Annotated in this window: 12 protein-coding genes and 2 pseudogenes; 12 read left to right on the forward strand and 2 right to left on the reverse strand. The window is 75.8% G+C overall.

What is annotated here, in order from left to right; all coding sequences use genetic code 11:
• Positions 1-292: 292 nt before the first annotated feature.
• Complete coding sequence (locus tag GQS52_RS13590; RefSeq protein ID WP_182313701.1) at positions 293-1,108, reverse strand: HAD-IB family hydrolase; 816 nt, start codon at positions 1,106-1,108, stop codon at positions 293-295.
• A gap of 451 nt (positions 1,109-1,559) precedes the next feature.
• On the opposite strand from GQS52_RS13590, the pseudogene ssd reads away from it, so the two are divergent.
• The 7 genes and pseudogenes from ssd (at position 1,560) to GQS52_RS13625 (ending at position 6,742) form a co-directional block, all read left to right on the forward strand.
• Positions 1,560-2,634, forward strand: a pseudogene (ssd, locus tag GQS52_RS13595) (septum site-determining protein Ssd).
• Between the two features lie 59 nt (positions 2,635-2,693).
• On the forward strand, positions 2,694-3,917 hold the full coding sequence (locus tag GQS52_RS13600) for a TadA family conjugal transfer-associated ATPase (protein ID WP_182316427.1): 1,224 nt from the start codon (positions 2,694-2,696) through the stop codon (positions 3,915-3,917).
• Positions 3,914-4,789, forward strand: a complete 876-nt coding sequence (locus GQS52_RS13605; RefSeq protein ID WP_182313702.1) for a type II secretion system F family protein — start codon at positions 3,914-3,916, stop codon at positions 4,787-4,789. Before GQS52_RS13600 ends, GQS52_RS13605 begins: the two co-directional genes overlap by 4 nt.
• Positions 4,786-5,610: a type II secretion system F family protein gene (locus GQS52_RS13610; RefSeq protein ID WP_259370762.1), complete on the forward strand. Its 825-nt coding sequence runs from the start codon at positions 4,786-4,788 to the stop codon at positions 5,608-5,610. Before GQS52_RS13605 ends, GQS52_RS13610 begins: the two co-directional genes overlap by 4 nt.
• A gap of 105 nt (positions 5,611-5,715) precedes the next feature.
• The gene (locus GQS52_RS13615) at positions 5,716-5,889 is read left to right on the forward strand and encodes a DUF4244 domain-containing protein (protein WP_259370763.1); all 174 of its coding nucleotides are present in this window, start codon (positions 5,716-5,718) and stop codon (positions 5,887-5,889) included.
• Positions 5,876-6,235, forward strand: a pseudogene (locus GQS52_RS13620) (TadE family type IV pilus minor pilin); the annotation flags it as partial. The gene GQS52_RS13615 and the pseudogene GQS52_RS13620, both read left to right, overlap by 14 nt.
• Before the next feature lie 105 nt (positions 6,236-6,340).
• Positions 6,341-6,742, forward strand: a complete 402-nt coding sequence (locus tag GQS52_RS13625) for an Rv3654c family TadE-like protein (protein ID WP_182316429.1) — start codon at positions 6,341-6,343, stop codon at positions 6,740-6,742.
• Positions 6,743-6,829: 87 nt separating this feature from the next.
• Here GQS52_RS13625 and GQS52_RS13630 read toward each other — a convergent pair whose 3' ends face one another.
• Entirely contained in the window at positions 6,830-9,253 is a 2,424-nt protein-coding gene (locus GQS52_RS13630; protein ID WP_182313704.1) for a DEAD/DEAH box helicase, read from the reverse strand.
• A 135-nt stretch (positions 9,254-9,388) separates the two neighbouring features.
• On the opposite strand from GQS52_RS13630, the gene bldG reads away from it, so the two are divergent.
• The 5 genes from bldG (at position 9,389) to GQS52_RS13655 (ending at position 15,640) form a co-directional block, all read left to right on the forward strand.
• Positions 9,389-9,730 (forward strand): anti-sigma factor antagonist BldG, encoded by a 342-nt coding sequence (gene bldG, locus GQS52_RS13635; protein WP_182313705.1) that lies wholly within the window; start codon positions 9,389-9,391, stop codon positions 9,728-9,730.
• Positions 9,731-9,835: 105 nt separating this feature from the next.
• Entirely contained in the window at positions 9,836-10,285 is a 450-nt protein-coding gene (locus tag GQS52_RS13640; RefSeq protein WP_182313706.1) for an ATP-binding protein, read from the forward strand.
• Positions 10,286-10,737: 452 nt separating this feature from the next.
• Positions 10,738-13,200: a sodium-translocating pyrophosphatase gene (locus tag GQS52_RS13645; RefSeq protein WP_182313707.1), complete on the forward strand. Its 2,463-nt coding sequence runs from the start codon at positions 10,738-10,740 to the stop codon at positions 13,198-13,200.
• A gap of 192 nt (positions 13,201-13,392) precedes the next feature.
• Positions 13,393-13,956, forward strand: coding sequence for a small secreted protein (locus GQS52_RS13650; RefSeq protein ID WP_182313708.1), 564 nt, complete (start codon positions 13,393-13,395; stop codon positions 13,954-13,956).
• A gap of 127 nt (positions 13,957-14,083) precedes the next feature.
• A complete protein-coding gene (locus tag GQS52_RS13655; protein ID WP_182313709.1) occupies positions 14,084-15,640 on the forward strand; it encodes a methyltransferase in 1,557 nt (518 codons plus the stop codon).
• Positions 15,641-15,830 lie beyond the last annotated feature (190 nt).

Below are 15,830 nucleotides of genomic sequence, written 5' to 3' on the forward strand. Positions count from 1 at the left end.
GGAAGGATGCGGCGGCACCGCGGGCGGTGCCGCCGCCGGCACGTCCGCCGGGCTACCAGGCGTGCGCGGTCGTCACCCATCAGGTCGGGATCTGCTGCCCGTCCCCTGGTGCGGCTGGCCCTGTGGAGGGTCGGCTTCGCGTGGTACCCGGCTTCGGTGCTCGGTCCGAGGGGCCGTCCTGACGGGGGATCCTCCCGGATCGCCCTGGTCTCGCGGGCCGTTGAGTCCTTTCTACTCCCGGGCGCAGTGAAGCGGAACCCCCTGCCGCACTTCTTTGCCCGATCCGGGCGGATCAGGACGCAACGGACGGACGGCGGCGCCGCGAGGAGTACCAGACCAGGCCCGCGCCCAGCGCCGCCGCCCCCAGCGCCGCGGCCGCCAGCACCGGAGCCGACGGGACGGACAGCGACGGCATGCGCCGGTGCAGCCGCACCGGCCGGTTGAACGACAGCACCGGCCACCCGCGCTCCGCGGCCTCCCGGCGCAGCGCCCGGTCGGATGACCGCGCAGGGGTGACCGACCGCCTCCAGCATCGGCACGTCCGTGATCGAGTCGCTGTAGGCGTAGCTGCGCGCCAGGTCGTACCCTCCGACGCGGCCAGCTCGCGCACGGCCTCCGCCTTCGTCGGCCCGTACACGTAGTACTCCACCTCGCCGGTGTAGCAGCCCTCCTCGGCGACCATCCGGGTCGCCACCACGTGGTCGGCGCCCAGCATCCGGCCGATCGGCTCCACCACCTCGGCGCCCGAGGCGCTCACGATCACCACGTCCCGGCCGGCCGCGTGGTGCTCCTCGATCAGCGAGGCGGCCTCGTCGTAGATGATCGGGTCGATCAGGGCGTGCAGGGCCTCGGCGACGATCTCGCGGACCTGCTGCACGTTCCAGCCGCGGCACAGCTCGGACAGGTACTTTGCGCATCCCCTCCATCTGGTCGTGGTCGGCGCCGCCGAGCATGAACGAACTGCACGTAGGCGGTGCGCAGCACGGCCCGGCGGTTGATCAGGCCGCCCCGGTAGAAGGAGCGCCCGAAGGCCAGTGCTCGACTTCGCGATGACGGTCTTGTCCAGGTCGAAGAAGGCCGCCGTACGCGGCGAGGGGAGGTTCTCCACGGGCTAGAGCATAGGCACCCACCGATCGGCGTAAGGTGAGGCGTGTGGGTTTGCCTGAGAAGGCTCTCGGGTACACCATGGAAGTCACGGATCGTTCGCGACCGTGCTAACCCGGCCCGACTCCTCCCCCCCCGAGTCGGCCGTGGATGACGACCCCCGCTCTCCCCCCCGGCGGGGGTCGTCGCATGTCCGGACCCGGATTCCGTCGACGCAGCCCTTCTCCCGCCCGGTGCTCACCTTCCCGGGTGGCGGAGTTGTCCACAACCCCGCCGTCGTCCACCGAAAACACCGCTCTCCCCGCACCCCGCCCTGCCCGGTCCACCGTGGGACCTGCGCCCGCAACCCGACGGAGCGCAGCACGAGGACCCGAGGAGGGCCCGTGACAGACCCCACCGCACCCCGGCAGCACGGACCGGACGAGCCGGCCGGAACCACGGCGGCACGCCCGCTCATTCTCACCGAGGACGAGGAACTCCTCGACGACCTGCTCCGGCTGTGCGCGGCGGCCGGAACCGAACCCGAGGTCGCCCACGGCGCACCCGGACCGCGGAAGCTGGGAGACGGCGCCCCTGGTGCTCGTCGGCGACGACTGCGCACCGCACATCGGCGCACCCGCCCGCCGCGAGGGCGTCCTGCTGATCGGCCGCGACCTCGACGACGCCGGGGTCTGGCAGCGCGCCGTCGCCCTCGGCGCGGACCACGTGATCTTCCTGCCCGACGCCGAACCGTGGCTCGTGGACCGGATCGCCGACGCGGTCGAAGGAGCCGGGGAACAGGCCCTCACCGTCGGCGTCGTCGGGGGCTGCGGCGGCGCGGGAGCCTCCACCCTGGCCTGCGCCCTCGCCCTGACCGCCGCACGGCAGGGACGGCGGACCGTCCTGGTGGACGCCGACCCCCTCGGCGGCGGGCTCGACGTACTCCTCGGCGGCGAACGCACCGCCGGCCTGCGCTGGCCCGACCTGGCCTCCTCCCGGGGCCGCGTCGGCAGCGGGGCACTGGAGGAGTCGCTGCCCCGGCTGCACGACCTGAGCCTCCTCAGCTGGGACCGCGGCGACACCGTCCCCGTCGCGCCGGAGGCCATGCGCTCCGTCCTGGGCGCGGCCCGCCGCGCGGGAGGAGTGGTCGTCGTCGACCTGCCGCGCAGGCTCGACGACAGCACCGCCGAAGCCCTGGCCCACCTCGACGTGGCCCTCCTGGTGCTGCCCGCCCGCCTGCGGTCCTGCGCCGCGGCCGCACGGGTCGCCGCCGGCCTGCGCACGGCGGTGCGGGACCTGCGGGTGGTGGTGCGCGGCCCCTCCCCGGACGGGCTGCGCGACGATGACGTCGCCCACATGCTCCGGCTCGCGCTCGCCGGCGCACTCCCCGGCGAGCCCGGCCTCACCGACGGCCGGGACCGCGGGGGACCGCCCGGCAGCGACCCGCGCGGCCCGCTCGCCCGGTTCTGCTCCGCCTTCCTCGCCCGGGCCCTCCCCGCCGGCACGGGCACCGCCGGCACGGGCACCGACGGCGGGAGCGCGGCGGCGTGAGAGCACCGGACACCCCTCCCGGCCTTTCCGGGCCCGCAGCCCCCTCCCGCCCCTTCCACGTGCCCGCCCCCTCCGCGTCCGCCTCCCCTCCGGACACCGAGGACCACACGGCCCTCGTCGACGCCGTGCGGCTGCGCCTCGCCGAGACCGGGGACGAGCCCACCCCCGCCAGGGTCGCGGCCGCCCTGCGCAGCCACGGCCGCCTCCTGGGCGACACCTCGGTGCTCGGCGTGGTGCGGGCCCTGCGCTCGGAGATGGTCGGCGCGGGCCCGCTGGAACCGCTGCTCGCCGAACCGGACGTCACCGACGTGCTGGTCAACGCCCCCGACCAGGTGTGGGTCGACCGCGGAGCCGGCCTCGAGGAGGCCCGCGTGCGCTTCCCCGACACCGCCGCCGTGCGCCGCCTGGCACAGCGGCTCGCCTCGGCGGCCGGCCGGCGGCTCGACGACGCCCGGCCCTGGGTCGACGCGCGCCTGCCCGACGGCACCCGGCTGCACGCCGTCCTGCCGCCGGTCGTGGTCGGGTCCCCCTGCATCTCGCTGCGCGTGGTCCGCTCGCGCGCCTTCACCCTCCCGGAACTCGTCAGGGCCCGGGCCCTGGGCCCCGAGGGCGCCCGGCTGCTGGAGGACATGGTCGAAGCCCGGCTGTCGTTCCTGGTCTCCGGGGGGACGGGCACGGGGAAGACCACCCTGCTGAGCACCCTCCTGGGCCTCGTGCCGGCCGGGGAGCGGATCGTCCTGGCCGAGGACTCCGCCGAGCTGCGGCCCGCCCACCCCCACGTGGTGCGGCTGGAGACCCGCCCGGCCAACCAGGAGGGCGCCGGACGGGTCGACCTGCGCGACCTGGTGCGCCAGGCACTGCGGATGCGGCCCGACAGGCTGGTCGTCGGCGAGGTCCGCGGCGCGGAGGTGCTCGACCTGCTGTCCGCCCTCAACACGGGCCACGAGGGCGGCTGCGGCACGGTCCACGCCAACGCGGCCGCCGACGTGCCCGCCCGGCTGGAGGCGCTCGGCTCGACGGCCGGCCTGGACCGGGCCGCACTCCACAGCCAGCTCGCCGCCGCCCTGGCCGCCGTGGTCCACCTGGTCCGGGACCGGGACGGCAGACGCCGGGTGGCCGAGGTGCACGTCCTGGAACGCCAGGCGTCCGGCCTGGTCACCACACTCCCCGCGGCCGTGTTCCGGCCCGACGGCGCGCTCGGGTCCGGCCCGGGCTGGACCCGCCTGCGGCAACTGTGCAACACACCCGGGAACGGCAGGGGAGCGAGGTGCGGGCACGGATGAGCGGGACGATCACCGCGGCCGCGGCGGCCTGCGCCGCAGGGGCGGCCTGGCTGTGGTGCGGACGGGACACGCCGCCGCACCGGACCCGCCCGCCGGCCGTGCTGCGCACCCCGCACCCGGAACGCCGCCGCCTCCGCGCGGCGCGCCGGGCACGGGCCGCGCTCACCCCGGAGGTGGCGTGCGCGGCGGCGGGACTCGCTGCGGGCCTGCTGACGCACTCGCCACTGCCGGCCCTGGCGGGAGCGGCCGGGGTCCCACTCGTCCGCCGACGGGGACGGCGCTCGGCGGAACGGCGGGCGGCCCGGGCCCGGCGCACCGCGGTGGTGGACCTGTGCACCGCCCTCGCCGGGGAACTGCGGGCCGGACGTCCGCCGCACGCCGCCCTGGCCGGAGCGCTGGCGCGCGGCGGAGGGATTCCGCAGTCCGGGGCGGAGACGCAGCCGATGACGGCGGTCCTGGCCGCGGCGAGGTTCGGGTCCGACGTGCCGGCGGCCCTGCGTCGTGCCGGCCGGCTCCCGGGGGCCGAGGGGCTCGCGGGGGTGGCCGCCTGCTGGGAAGTGGCGGTCGACGGGGGCGGCGGGCTCGCCGAGGGACTGGAACGGGTGGCTGCGGCGCTGCGCCGCGAGCAGGACCAGCGGGAGGAACTCGCGGCCCAGCTCGCGGGCCCCCGGTCGACGGCCGTCCTGCTGGCCGTGCTGCCCGTGTTCGGCCTCGTGCTGGGCGCCGCCCTGGGCGCCCGGCCGCTGCGGATCCTGCTGCACACCCCCGCGGGCCTGGCCTGTCTGGCGGCGGGCACGGCACTCGAGTGCGCCGGGATCGCCTGGACCGCGCGGATCGTGCGCACCGCCGCGGGAGAGGCCGGCCCGCTGTGACCGCCGCAGCGGCGGTCACGACGGTGGCGGCGGCTTCGGCGGCGGTGCTGGCGGCGGTCTCGGTGGCCGCCGTGTCACCGGTGGCCCGGCGCCGCAGGCGCCTCGCCCTCCGGCGTTCGCGGGAACTGCTCGGAACGCCCGTCGCGCGGCGTCGCCGGCCCGCGGTCCGCCGCCCCGCCCGGAGCGGCCCCCGCCCCGCCCGGAGCGGTACGGCGGAGGGCCGGCTGCTGGTGCCGGTGGCGGCGGCCGTCACCGCGGTCGCGGTCGGAGGACCGCCCGGAGCGTTGGCCGGCTTCGGCATCGCGGTGCTGGCCCACCGCCTGCAACGGCAGAGGGGGCCCGCCGGGGAGCGCGCGGCACGTGCCCGGCACACGGAACAGGTCGTGAGGCAGTTGCCGCAGGCCGCGGACCTGCTCGCGGCCTGCCTCGCGGCCGGAGCGGGCCCGCAGGAGGCCGCCGGGGCGGTGGGCCGCTCGGTCCGAGGGCCGCTGGGCGCACTGCTGCTCCGGGCCGCCGCGGAGCTGCGGCTGGGAGCCGATCCCGCGCAGTGCTGGGAGCGGTTCGCGGCCGAGCCCGGAGCGACCGAGCTGGGCCGCTGTCTGGAACACGCCTGCACGACGGGGGTGCCGCCTGCCGCCGCCGTCACCCGCCTGGCGGAGCAGGGCCGGCTCCGGCACGCCCGGTCGGCCCAGGCCCGGGCCAGACGGGCGGGCGTACTGGCCACGGCCCCGCTGGGCCTGTGCTTCCTGCCCGCCTTCCTGCTGGTGGGCGTGGCACCCGTGGTCATGGGCCTGGCCGGGGCGCTCCTGGCCCCGGCCTGACCGGGGCCGCGGCCCACCGACCGAACGTCGACAGAGAAGGGTTGGGAACGTATGAGGACAACGACCGTACGGTGCGCGCGAGGGGTACGACGGCGGGCGGCACGGGTGCGCGGGCGGTGGCGTTCCGCCGCCGACTCGGGCATGACCACCGCCGAGTACGCGGTCGGCACGGTCGCCGCCTGCGGATTCGGAGCCGTCCTGTACAAGGTGGTCACCTCCGACGCGGTGGCCTCCGCGCTCCAGCGCATGGTGGAGAAGGCGCTCGATGCGGGATTCTGAGCGGCCCCGGCCCGCGTGGCGGGGCGACGCGGGCCAGGCCACGGCGGAGACGGCTGTGGTGCTCCCGGTACTGGCCCTGGCCCTGGTGGCGATGCTGTGGGGCGTGACGGCCGCGGTGGCGCAGATCCGTTGCGTGGACGCGGCCCGGGCGGGAGCCAGGGCCGCGGCCCGCGACGAGCCCGAGAGCACCGCGGTCGCCGCGGCGCGGTCCGCCGCGCCCCCGGGCGCGCAGGTGTCCGTGGGCCGCGGCGGGGACGAGGTGCGGGTGGAGGTGTCGGCCCGGTCCCTGGGGCCGGGGCGGCTGGCAGGCCTGCTGTCGGTGACCGTGCGGGCCGAGGCCGTGGCCCTGGCCGAGGACTCGGTCGGCGGGGATCCGCCGCCCCCCGCGGCAGGGGTCCCCGCGGACGCCCCGGCCGGCACCCGGCCGCAGGGCGCGGCGGGGGGAGGAGCGGTGAGGGGCGGTGGCGACCGCGGTTCGGCGACGGTGTGGGCGACGGGAGCGGCGGCTGCCGTCTGCGTGCTCCTGGCCGGAGTGCTGGCCCTCGGCCATGCGGTCGGCGTCCGGCACCGGGCGGGCGGCGCGGCCGACCTGGCGGCCCTGGCCGCGGCGGACAGCGCCCTGGAGGGGGAGCGCGAGGCCTGCGGCCGGGCTCTGAGGGCGGCCGCGGCCAACGGCGCACGGCTGGCCCGCTGCACGGTGCACGGTGAGGTCTCCGACGTGACGGTGCACGTACGGGCTGCAGGGCTGCTGGGCGTGCTCCCGCCCGCCGAGGTCCGCTCCCGCGCGGGCCCTGCGGACGTCGCAGGCCTCACAAGTCCCGCAGGCCCTGCGGCTCCCGCAGGACCGCCGTGACCGGTCCCGGCCCGGTGGCCTTGCCACCTCGTCCCCGGACTCCCCGCGGCCGGGGACGGCGGCAGGCCAGAGGGGAAGACGGGCCCCTTATCCGTCGGCCTCCCCGGCGCCGGCGCCGGCGCCGGCGCCGGCGCCGGCGCCGGGGCCGGGGGCGGGGGTGGGGGCGCCTGACAGGAGGACGTCCAGGAGCCGGACGGCGGCCGCCTTGTCCAGGGGCTCGTTGCCGTTGCCGCACTTGGGCGACTGGATGCACGAGGGGCAGCCGGACTCGCACTCGCAGGAGGAGATCGCCTCGCGCGTCGCCCGCAGCCATGCTCCGGCCGTGCGGAAGGCACGCTCGGCGAACCCCGCACCGCCCGGGTGGCCGTCGTGGACGAAGACCGTCGGGCGGCCGGTGTCCGGGTGCAGCGGTACGGAGACGCCGCCGATGTCCCACCGGTCGCAGGTGGCGAAGAGCGGCAGCATCCCGATCGAGGCGTGCTCGGCCGCGTGCGCGGCGCCGGGCAGCTCCTCGGGGCGGACCCGGGCCTCTTCCAGCTGCCCGTCGGTGACCGTCCACCACACGGCCCTGGTGCGCAGGGTGCGCGGGGGCATGTCGAGGGGCGTCTCGCCGAGGACCTCGCCGGTGATCGGCCTGCGGCGCAGGTAGGAGACGACGCGGTTGGTGACCTCGACCGACCCGAAGCACAGCCGGGCCTCGCCCCAGGGCACCTCCTCGGTGGTCTCCAGGACCGAGATCGCGGTGGTGTCCCTGGCAGTGGTCGTGTACGGCGGGTCGGCCTGCTCGACCAGGGCGACCGAGTCCTCCAGGTCCAGGTGGCGCACCAGGTAGGTCTGCCCCTGGTGGAGGTGGACGGCGCCGTCGTGGACGGTGGTGTGCGCCGCCGCCTCCTCCACCGTTCCGAGGAGCCGCCCGGTACCGGCCTCCACGACCTGCACGGGCCTGCCTCCCCCGCCGCGGATGTCGATGCGGTCGACGGCGCGTTCCCGGCGGGTCCAGAACCAGCCGGACGCGCGCCGCCGCAGCAGCCCGCGGCGCTCCAGCTGCCCGACCAGGCCGGCCGCGGACGGCCCGAACAGTTCCAGGTCGGCCTCCGTCAGCGGCAGCTCCGCCGCGGCCGCGCACAGGTGGGGGGCGAGGACGTGGGGGTTGTCGGGGTCCATCACCGTGCTCTCCACGGGTTGCCGGAACAGCGCCTCGGGGTGGTGGACCAGGTAGGTGTCCAGCGGGTCGTCGCGGCCGATCAGCACGGCCAGGGCCTCCTGCCCCGACCGCCCGGCGCGTCCGGCCTGCTGCCACAGGGACGCCCGGGTGCCGGGGTAGCCGGCGATGAGGACGGCGTCCAGGCCGGACACGTCCACCCCCAGTTCCAGCGCGGTGGTGGACGCCAGCCCCAGCAGCTCCCCGCTGTGCAGCGCCCGCTCCAGGGCCCGCCGCTCCTCCGGCAGGTAGCCGCCGCGGTACGCGGCCACCCGCGGGGGCAGCGCCGGGTCCACGGCGGCCAGGCGTTCCTGGGCCAGCAGGGCGACCAGTTCCGCGCCGCGCCGGGACCTGACGAAGGCGACGGTGCGCACCCCGCCCGCCACGAGGTCCGCGAGCAGGTCGGCGCACTCGGCGACGGCGGTGCGCCGTACCGGTGCGCCGTGCTCGCCGCCGGCGTCGGTCAGCGGCGGTTCCCACAGGGCGAAGGCGAGTCCGCCGCGGGGCGAGGCGTCCTCGGTGACCTCGCGCACCGGGACGCCGGTGAGGCGTTCCGCCGCCTCGCCCGGCTGCGCGGCGGTGGCCGAGGCGAGGAGGAAGACCGGTTCCGCCCCGTAGCGGGCGCAGACCCGGCGCAGCCGCCGCAGCACCTGGGCGACGTGGGACCCGAACACCCCGCGGTAGGTGTGGCACTCGTCGACGATCACGTAGCGCAGGTGCCGCAGGAACGAGGACCAGCGCGCGTGGGCCGGGAGGATGCCGCGGTGCAGCATGTCCGGATTGGTGAGCACGTGGTTGGCGAAGAGGCGCACCCACTCGCGTTCCTCGACCGGGGTGTCGCCGTCGTACACGGCGGGGCGCACGGCGGTGCCCAGCGGTTCGGCCAGACGGGTGACGACCCGGCGCTGGTCGGCGGCGAGGGCCTTGGTCGGGGCGAGGTAGAGCGAGGTGCTTCCCCGCCCGTTCGGGGCCTCCGAGCCCTCCAGCAGGGAACTGAGCACCGGGGCGAGGTAGGCCAGCGACTTGCCGGAGGCGGTCCCGGTCGACACGACGACGGACTGTCCGCCCAGAGCGAACGCCGCGACCTGTGCCTGGTGTGTCCAGGGGCGCCCTGTGCCCGCTTCGTGCAGTGCGTCCACCACTTCCGGCCGAATACCCTCCGGCCAGTGGGAATGGCTTCCCGCTCTCGGGGGCAAGTGCTCCGTATGAGTGATGCGTGCGGCTCGGCCTGCCCTCGCGGCGAGCCGGGCCAGGGCCGGGGGCGACGAGGCGGGATCATGGGCCGTCTGCGGGTGAGGATCCTGAGCCATCGACACTCAGTGTGTCACTGGCGTGACGGACAATCGCCGCAAGGCGTCGTGCTCGCCTGCTGGTAAGTGATTGAATGCCATCGCGGCTGCCGATCCATGGGGGGCGACCGCTCGATGCAAGGTGCTGGAGGATCCGTGGACCTGTCCCTGTCGACCCGAACCGTCGACAACCGTACGGTTGTTGAGGTCGGTGGCGAGATTGATGTGTATACCGCGCCCAAGCTGCGCGAGCAGTTGGTCGAACTCGTCAACGACGGCAGCTACCACCTGGTCGTGGACATGGAGGGAGTCGACTTCCTCGACTCCACCGGCCTGGGTGTGCTCGTCGGCGGCCTGAAGCGCGTGCGCGCACACGAGGGCTCCCTGCGCCTCGTGTGCAACCAGGAGCGCATCCTGAAGATTTTCCGTATCACCGGTCTGACCAAGGTGTTCCCGATCCACACCTCGGTCGAGGAGGCTGTCGCGGCGACCGACTGACCGTCGCATCGCTGACGGACTGTCGGTCGAGCGGGGGCACCGGGTCGCGATCCCGTGCCCGGGCCCCTGTTTCTGCACGCCCGAGGACCGAGGGGGAACTGACCTGTGGCCACTGTCGAACTGCGTTTCACCGCCCTGCCCGAGCACGTGCGCACCGCGCGGCTCGTGGCGGCCGCGGTGGCCCGTCGGGCCGGGGTCGACGAGTCCGTACTCGACGAGGTGCGTCTCGCCGTCGGCGAGGCGTGTTCCCGGGCGGTCGGCCTGCACCGGCTCCACGGCTTGGAGAGCCCGGTCCGGGTGAGCCTGACGGAGGACGAGAAGAAGTTCTCCATCGAGGTCGCCGACGAGGTTCCCGAAACCGGGAGCCCCTCCGCCCCCGGGCGGCACGGCGAGGCCGCCGGGCACCCCGCCCCCGTGTCCGACGAGGCCGGTGAGGGGGACATGGGCCTTGCCGTGATCAGCGGGCTCGTGGACGACTTCGAGGTGACCGCGGGCGGGACCGGCGGAACCATCCGCATGAGCTGGCCCACCGTCCCGCCGCCCCTCGCCACCTGACCCCGCCCGGCAACCGCCGGCCGCCGGCCCCCGTGCCGCCGGCCGGCGGTGTGCTGCCGCCCCGGCCACCGTGAGGCGCCCCGCCCCTGCGCCGGCCCGCTCACCAGCCGGCCCACCGGCTGCCGCCCGGCCTGCCTGTTCGCCTGCCGCCCCGCCCTCCTGCCGTCTGTCGGCCTGCCGCTTTGCCGTCTGCCGCCCCGTCGGCCCGTCGGCCCGTCGGCCCGTCGGCGCTGCCTGCCCGGCGCCGGCGCCCCGCCCACTCACCCGTCCCTCCTTGAGATGCGGCACCGGGCCCCTTCGGTGATCCTTGGGACGGACGCGTCCCGCCCTGCTTCGGCCGGGCTCTCCGCAATCCGCCCCATGCTCGCTCGGGAAGCCTGAGCGCCGCGGGTCACCCCGCCCCTCCTCGCGGACCTCCCGCTGCGCCGTGTGCCAAACGTCAAGGAGGACGAATGGCAGGGCCACTCACCGTTCTCGCCAACGGTCTCGCCGCACCGACCGCCGCCGGAACCGCCGGAGAGGCGGCCGTGCTCACCGGGGGGAACCGCACACTGCTGCTGGTGATCGCCGGTGTGGCCGTGGCCGCACTGGTCGTCGCGGCCGTCCTGACCCGCCAGGTGCTCATGGCGGACGAGGGGACCGACCGTATGAAACGCATCGCGGCCGCCGTCCAGGAGGGGGCGAACGCCTACCTGGCGCGGCAGCTGCGCACGCTGTCGGTGTTCGCGGCGGCGGTGTTCTTCCTGCTGATGCTGCTGCCCGCCGACACCTGGGGGCAGAGACTGGGCCGCTCGGTGTTCTTCCTGGTCGGTGCCGTCTTCTCGGCGGCCACCGGCTGGCTGGGGATGTGGCTGGCGGTCCGCAGCAACGTGCGGGTCGCCGCGGCCGCCCGTACCGCGGACCTGACCGCCGCCGGTTCCGCACTTCCCGCCGGGCCGGGCCTGACCGAGGCCGGCCCGGCCGGGGGCGGGCGCGGCCCGGCGGACCGCGCCGCGGTCTCGCACCGCGCCATGCGGATCGCGTTCCGCACCGGCGGCGTGGTCGGCATGTGCACCGTCGGCCTCGGACTGCTGGGGGCCTGCACGGTGGTGCTGGTCTACGCGGCCGACGCGCCCAAGGTGCTGGAGGGGTTCGGGTTCGGCGCGGCCCTGCTGGCGATGTTCATGCGGGTCGGCGGCGGCATCTTCACCAAGGCCGCCGACGTGGGCGCGGACCTGGTGGGCAAGGTCGAGAAGGGCATCCCCGAGGACGACCCGCGCAACGCGGCGACCATCGCGGACAACGTCGGCGACAACGTGGGCGACTGCGCCGGCATGGCCGCCGACCTGTTCGAGTCCTACGCGGTCACCCTGGTGGCCGCGCTGATCCTGGGCACGGTCGCCTTCGGCGACGCCGGGCTCGCGTTCCCGCTGCTGGTGCCGGCGATCGGCGTGCTGACCGCCATGGCCGGCATCCTCCTCGTCGCCCCCCGGGCCCGCGACCGCAGCGGCATGACCGCGATCAACCGCGGTTTCTTCGTCTCCGCGGCGATCTCCCTGGCGCTGGTGGCCGCGGCGGCCTTCGCCTACCTGCCCGCGCGCTTCTCCGACCTGGACAACGTGCCCGCCGCGATCGCCTCCCACGACGGCGACCCGCGCCTGTTCGCCCTGGCGGCGGTGGCCATCGGCATCGTGCTCGCCGCGCTCGTCCAGCAGCTCACCGGGTACTTCACCGAGACCGGACGGCGCCCGGTGAGGGACATCGCCAGGACCTCCCTGACCGGGCCGGCGACCGTGGTGCTCTCCGGCGTCTCGGTCGGACTGGAGTCCGCGGTGTACTCGGCGGTCCTCATCGGGCTCGGCGTCTACGGGGCGTTCCTGCTGGGCGGCGGTTCGCTGGTGCTGGCCCTGTTCGCGGTGGCGCTGGCGGGCACCGGCCTGCTGACCACGGTCGGCGTGATCGTCGCCATGGACACCTTCGGGCCGGTCTCGGACAACGCGCAGGGGATCGCCGAGATGTCCGGCGACGTGCACGGCGACGGCGCGCGGGTCCTCACCGACCTGGACGCGGTCGGCAACACCACCAAGGCGATCACCAAGGGCATCGCCATCACCACGGCCGTCCTGGCCGCGACGGCCCTGTTCGGCTCGTTCACCGAGACCGTGGGCACGGCCCGGGCGGAGGCGGGCAACCCCTCCGGCCCGGGGCTGAGCCTGGACATCTCCCAGCCGAACAACCTGGTCGGGCTGCTGCTGGGCGCGGCGGTCGTCTTCCTCTTCTCCGGGCTGGCGATCAACGCGGTCTCCCGGTCGGCGGGCTCGGTGGTCTTCGAGGTGCGCCGCCAGTTCAGGGAGAAGCCCGGGATCATGGACGGTTCGCAGACCCCCGAGTACGGGCGGGTGGTGGACATCTGCACCAAGGACGCGCTGCGCGAGCTGGCCACCCCCGGGCTGCTCGCCGTGCTCGCCCCGGTGGCGGTGGGCTTCTCGCTCGGCATCGGGCCCCTGGGCTCCTTCCTGGCCGGGGCCATCGGCACCGGGCTGCTGATGGCGGTCTTCCTGGCCAACTCCGGAGGGGCCTGGGACAACGCCAAGAAGCTGGTCGAGGACGGCCTGTACGGGGGCAAGGGCAGCGAGGCCCACGCCGCCACCGTCATCGGCGACACGGTCGGGGACCCCTTCAAGGACACCGCGGGGCCGGCGATCAACCCCCTGCTGAAGGTGATGAACCTGGTCGCCCTGCTGATCGCCGCCGCCGTGGTCAGGTACGGCTACGGCGACGAGGCCAGCCTGCCGGTGCGGATCACGGTCGCCGCGGTGGCCGTCGTGGTGATCGTGGCCGCGGTCTACGCCTCCAAGAGGCGGGGAATCGCCGTGGGTGACGAAGACAACTCGGACACGGGCGAACGCAGGGCCGACCCGGAGCCCGTCCGCTGAGCCCCGACCGGCCTGTGCCTGGCCAGGAGGCGGTCGTACCGGTTCGCGCACCCGGTGCGGCCGCCTTCCGGATCGACGGCAGCCGATGTGAACAAAAGACGCTTACCGGACTTCGTGGTCCGCCCGCCCGGCCGGTGCGCCGCCCGCGCCGTGTAAGTTCCGGGGCCGTAGGGCCACGAAAGGACGACTCCGGTGAACAACAAGCTCGCGGCCGCCCTGACCGGCGCGGCTCTGGTGGCGGCCCTGACCGGCTGCGGCGCCTCCCACGAGGAGGCCCTCAACGCCTGGGCGAAGCAGGTCTGCGACAAGGTGCCGCCCCAGGAGAAGAAGATCCAGGAGGCGGACAAGCTCTTCTCGGAGACGACCCCCGACGACTCCCCGGAGAAGGTCAAGGAGGTCGACTCCAAGGTGTTCGGCCAGAAGGCCGAGGCGTACCGGGCGATCGCCGTTGCGTTGGACAAGGCCGGGAAGCCGCCGGCGGAGGATGCCGAGAAGGCCGGGAAGCTGTACGCCGAATCGGTGAAGGGGATGAAGGCCACCGCCGCGGCCTACCGCGACCTCAAGGCGCAGGTGGACAAGCTCGACACCAAGGACCAGCGGAAGTTCGCCGACGGCCTGCAGGAGCTGGCCGCCGAACCGAACAGGGCGAGCAAGGCCGGCCACGACGCCTTCCTCCAGCTGCAGTCCGGCGAGATCGGGACGGCCATGGCGGAACAGCCCGGCTGCAAGAAGACGTCCCCCGCGGCCGGCTCCTGACAGGCCCCGGCTCCTGACAGGCCCCGGCTCCTGACAGGCCCCGGCTCCTGACAGGCCCCGGTCCCGGCGGGCCCCGGCGGACGGCAGGGGCGACGCCCCGCCCGCCGGGGCGGGGGACAATGACCGCGTGAGCACGCACCCGCCCTCCCTGCCCGACCCCGCCCGCGCCGACCGGCTGCGCGACGCGCTCAAGCGCGCCGCGTACACCGCCGACGGCCTCCTCGACCTGCTCGGCTCCCCGGCGTACGCGGCGCTGTCGCGCAACGAGACCGTGCCCGCGCTGCGCGCTGCCCGGGGCACGGACCCGCTGTCCGTCCTGGTGCGCCTCTTCCTGCTGCAGCAGCCCGTGCCGTACGCGCTGGCGGCGGCTGCGCTGGACGTGCGGGACTGCCTCGACGGGGGCTGGCTGACCCGGGCCGACGGCGCCCAGGACGGCCCCGGCGACGGCCTCGGCGACGGCGGCCCGGTGCGCGCCACCGTCGACATCCGGCCGTACGGCGGCGGGGAGGACGACGACTGGTGGATCGTCTCCGACCTCGGCTGCGCGGTGGGCGGCGCCTCGGGCATCGGCCGGGCCCCGGGAGTCCCGGCGTCCGACCTGGTGCTGGGGGTCGGCGGCGCCTCGACCACGCTGGCGAACATCACGGTCCGCCGGCCTGTCCGCCGGGCCCTGGACCTGGGCACCGGATCCGGTGTCCAGGCGCTCCACGCGGCCCGGCACGCCGGCCACGTCACCGCCACCGACCTCAATCCGAGGGCGGTGCACTTCGCGCGCCTCACGCTCGCCCTGTCCGGGGTGCGCGGCGCCGACGTCCTCGGGGGCAGCCTCTTCGAGCCGGTCGGCGACCGGCGCTTCGACCTGATCGTCTCCAACCCGCCGTTCGTCATCTCGCCCGGCGCCCGGCTGACCTACCGCGACGGCGGCATGGCCGGCGACGACCTGTGCCGCACCCTCGTGGCCGGGGCGGCCGACCACCTGGAGGAGGGCGGTTACTGCCAGCTGCTCGCCAACTGGCTGCACGTCGAGGGCGAGGACTGGAAGGACCGGATCGCCGGCTGGATCGCCCCGACCGGCTGCGACGCCTGGGTCGTCCAGCGGGAGGTGCAGGACGTCACGCAGTACGCGGAGCTGTGGCTGCGCGACGGCGGCGACCACCGGGGCGGCCCGGCCGAGTACGCGGCGCGCTACGAGGCGTGGCTGGACGAGTTCGAACGGCAGGGCGCCCGGGCCGTCGGCTTCGGCTGGATCACTCTGCGCAGGTCCGGGTCGGACCGGCCGGTCGTCCGGGTGGAGGAGTGGCCGCACCCGGTCGAGCAGCCCCTCGGGCCGGTGATCGAGCAGTGGTTCGCCCGCCAGGACTTCCTGCGCGACCACGACGACGCCGCACTGCTGGCCTCCCGCTTCCGGCTGGCCGACTCGGTCGTGCAGGAGCAGGTCGGGGTCCCCGGTGCGGAGGACCCCGAGCACGTGGTGCTGCGGCAGAACCGCGGCATGCGGCGGGCGACCGAGGTGGACACCGTGGTCGCGGGCTTCGCGGGGGTGTGCGACGGCACGCTCGCCGCGGGGCAGATCCTGGACGCGATCGCCCAACTGCTGGACGAGGACCCGGTGGTGCTGCGCGACCGCACGCCGGCGTCGATCCGGCTGCTGGTGGAGCAGGGCTTCCTGATCCCGGTCGACTGACCCGCCCGGACCCGCCCGGACCCGCCCGGACCCGCCCGGACCCGCCCGGACCCGCCCGGACCAGCCCGGACCAGCCCCGGACCAGCCCTGGACCAGCCCCGGACCCCGGCCTCGACCCGTCTCCGGCCTGCCCTGCCCCGCCCCCGGACCCGCTCCGGGCCGGGCCACGCCGCGCCCGCTGCGGCCGGCG

The sequence above is a fragment of the Streptomyces sp. SCUT-3 genome, assembly GCF_014083985.1.
Lineage (GTDB): Bacteria > Actinomycetota > Actinomycetes > Streptomycetales > Streptomycetaceae > Streptomyces_H > Streptomyces_H thermolineatus.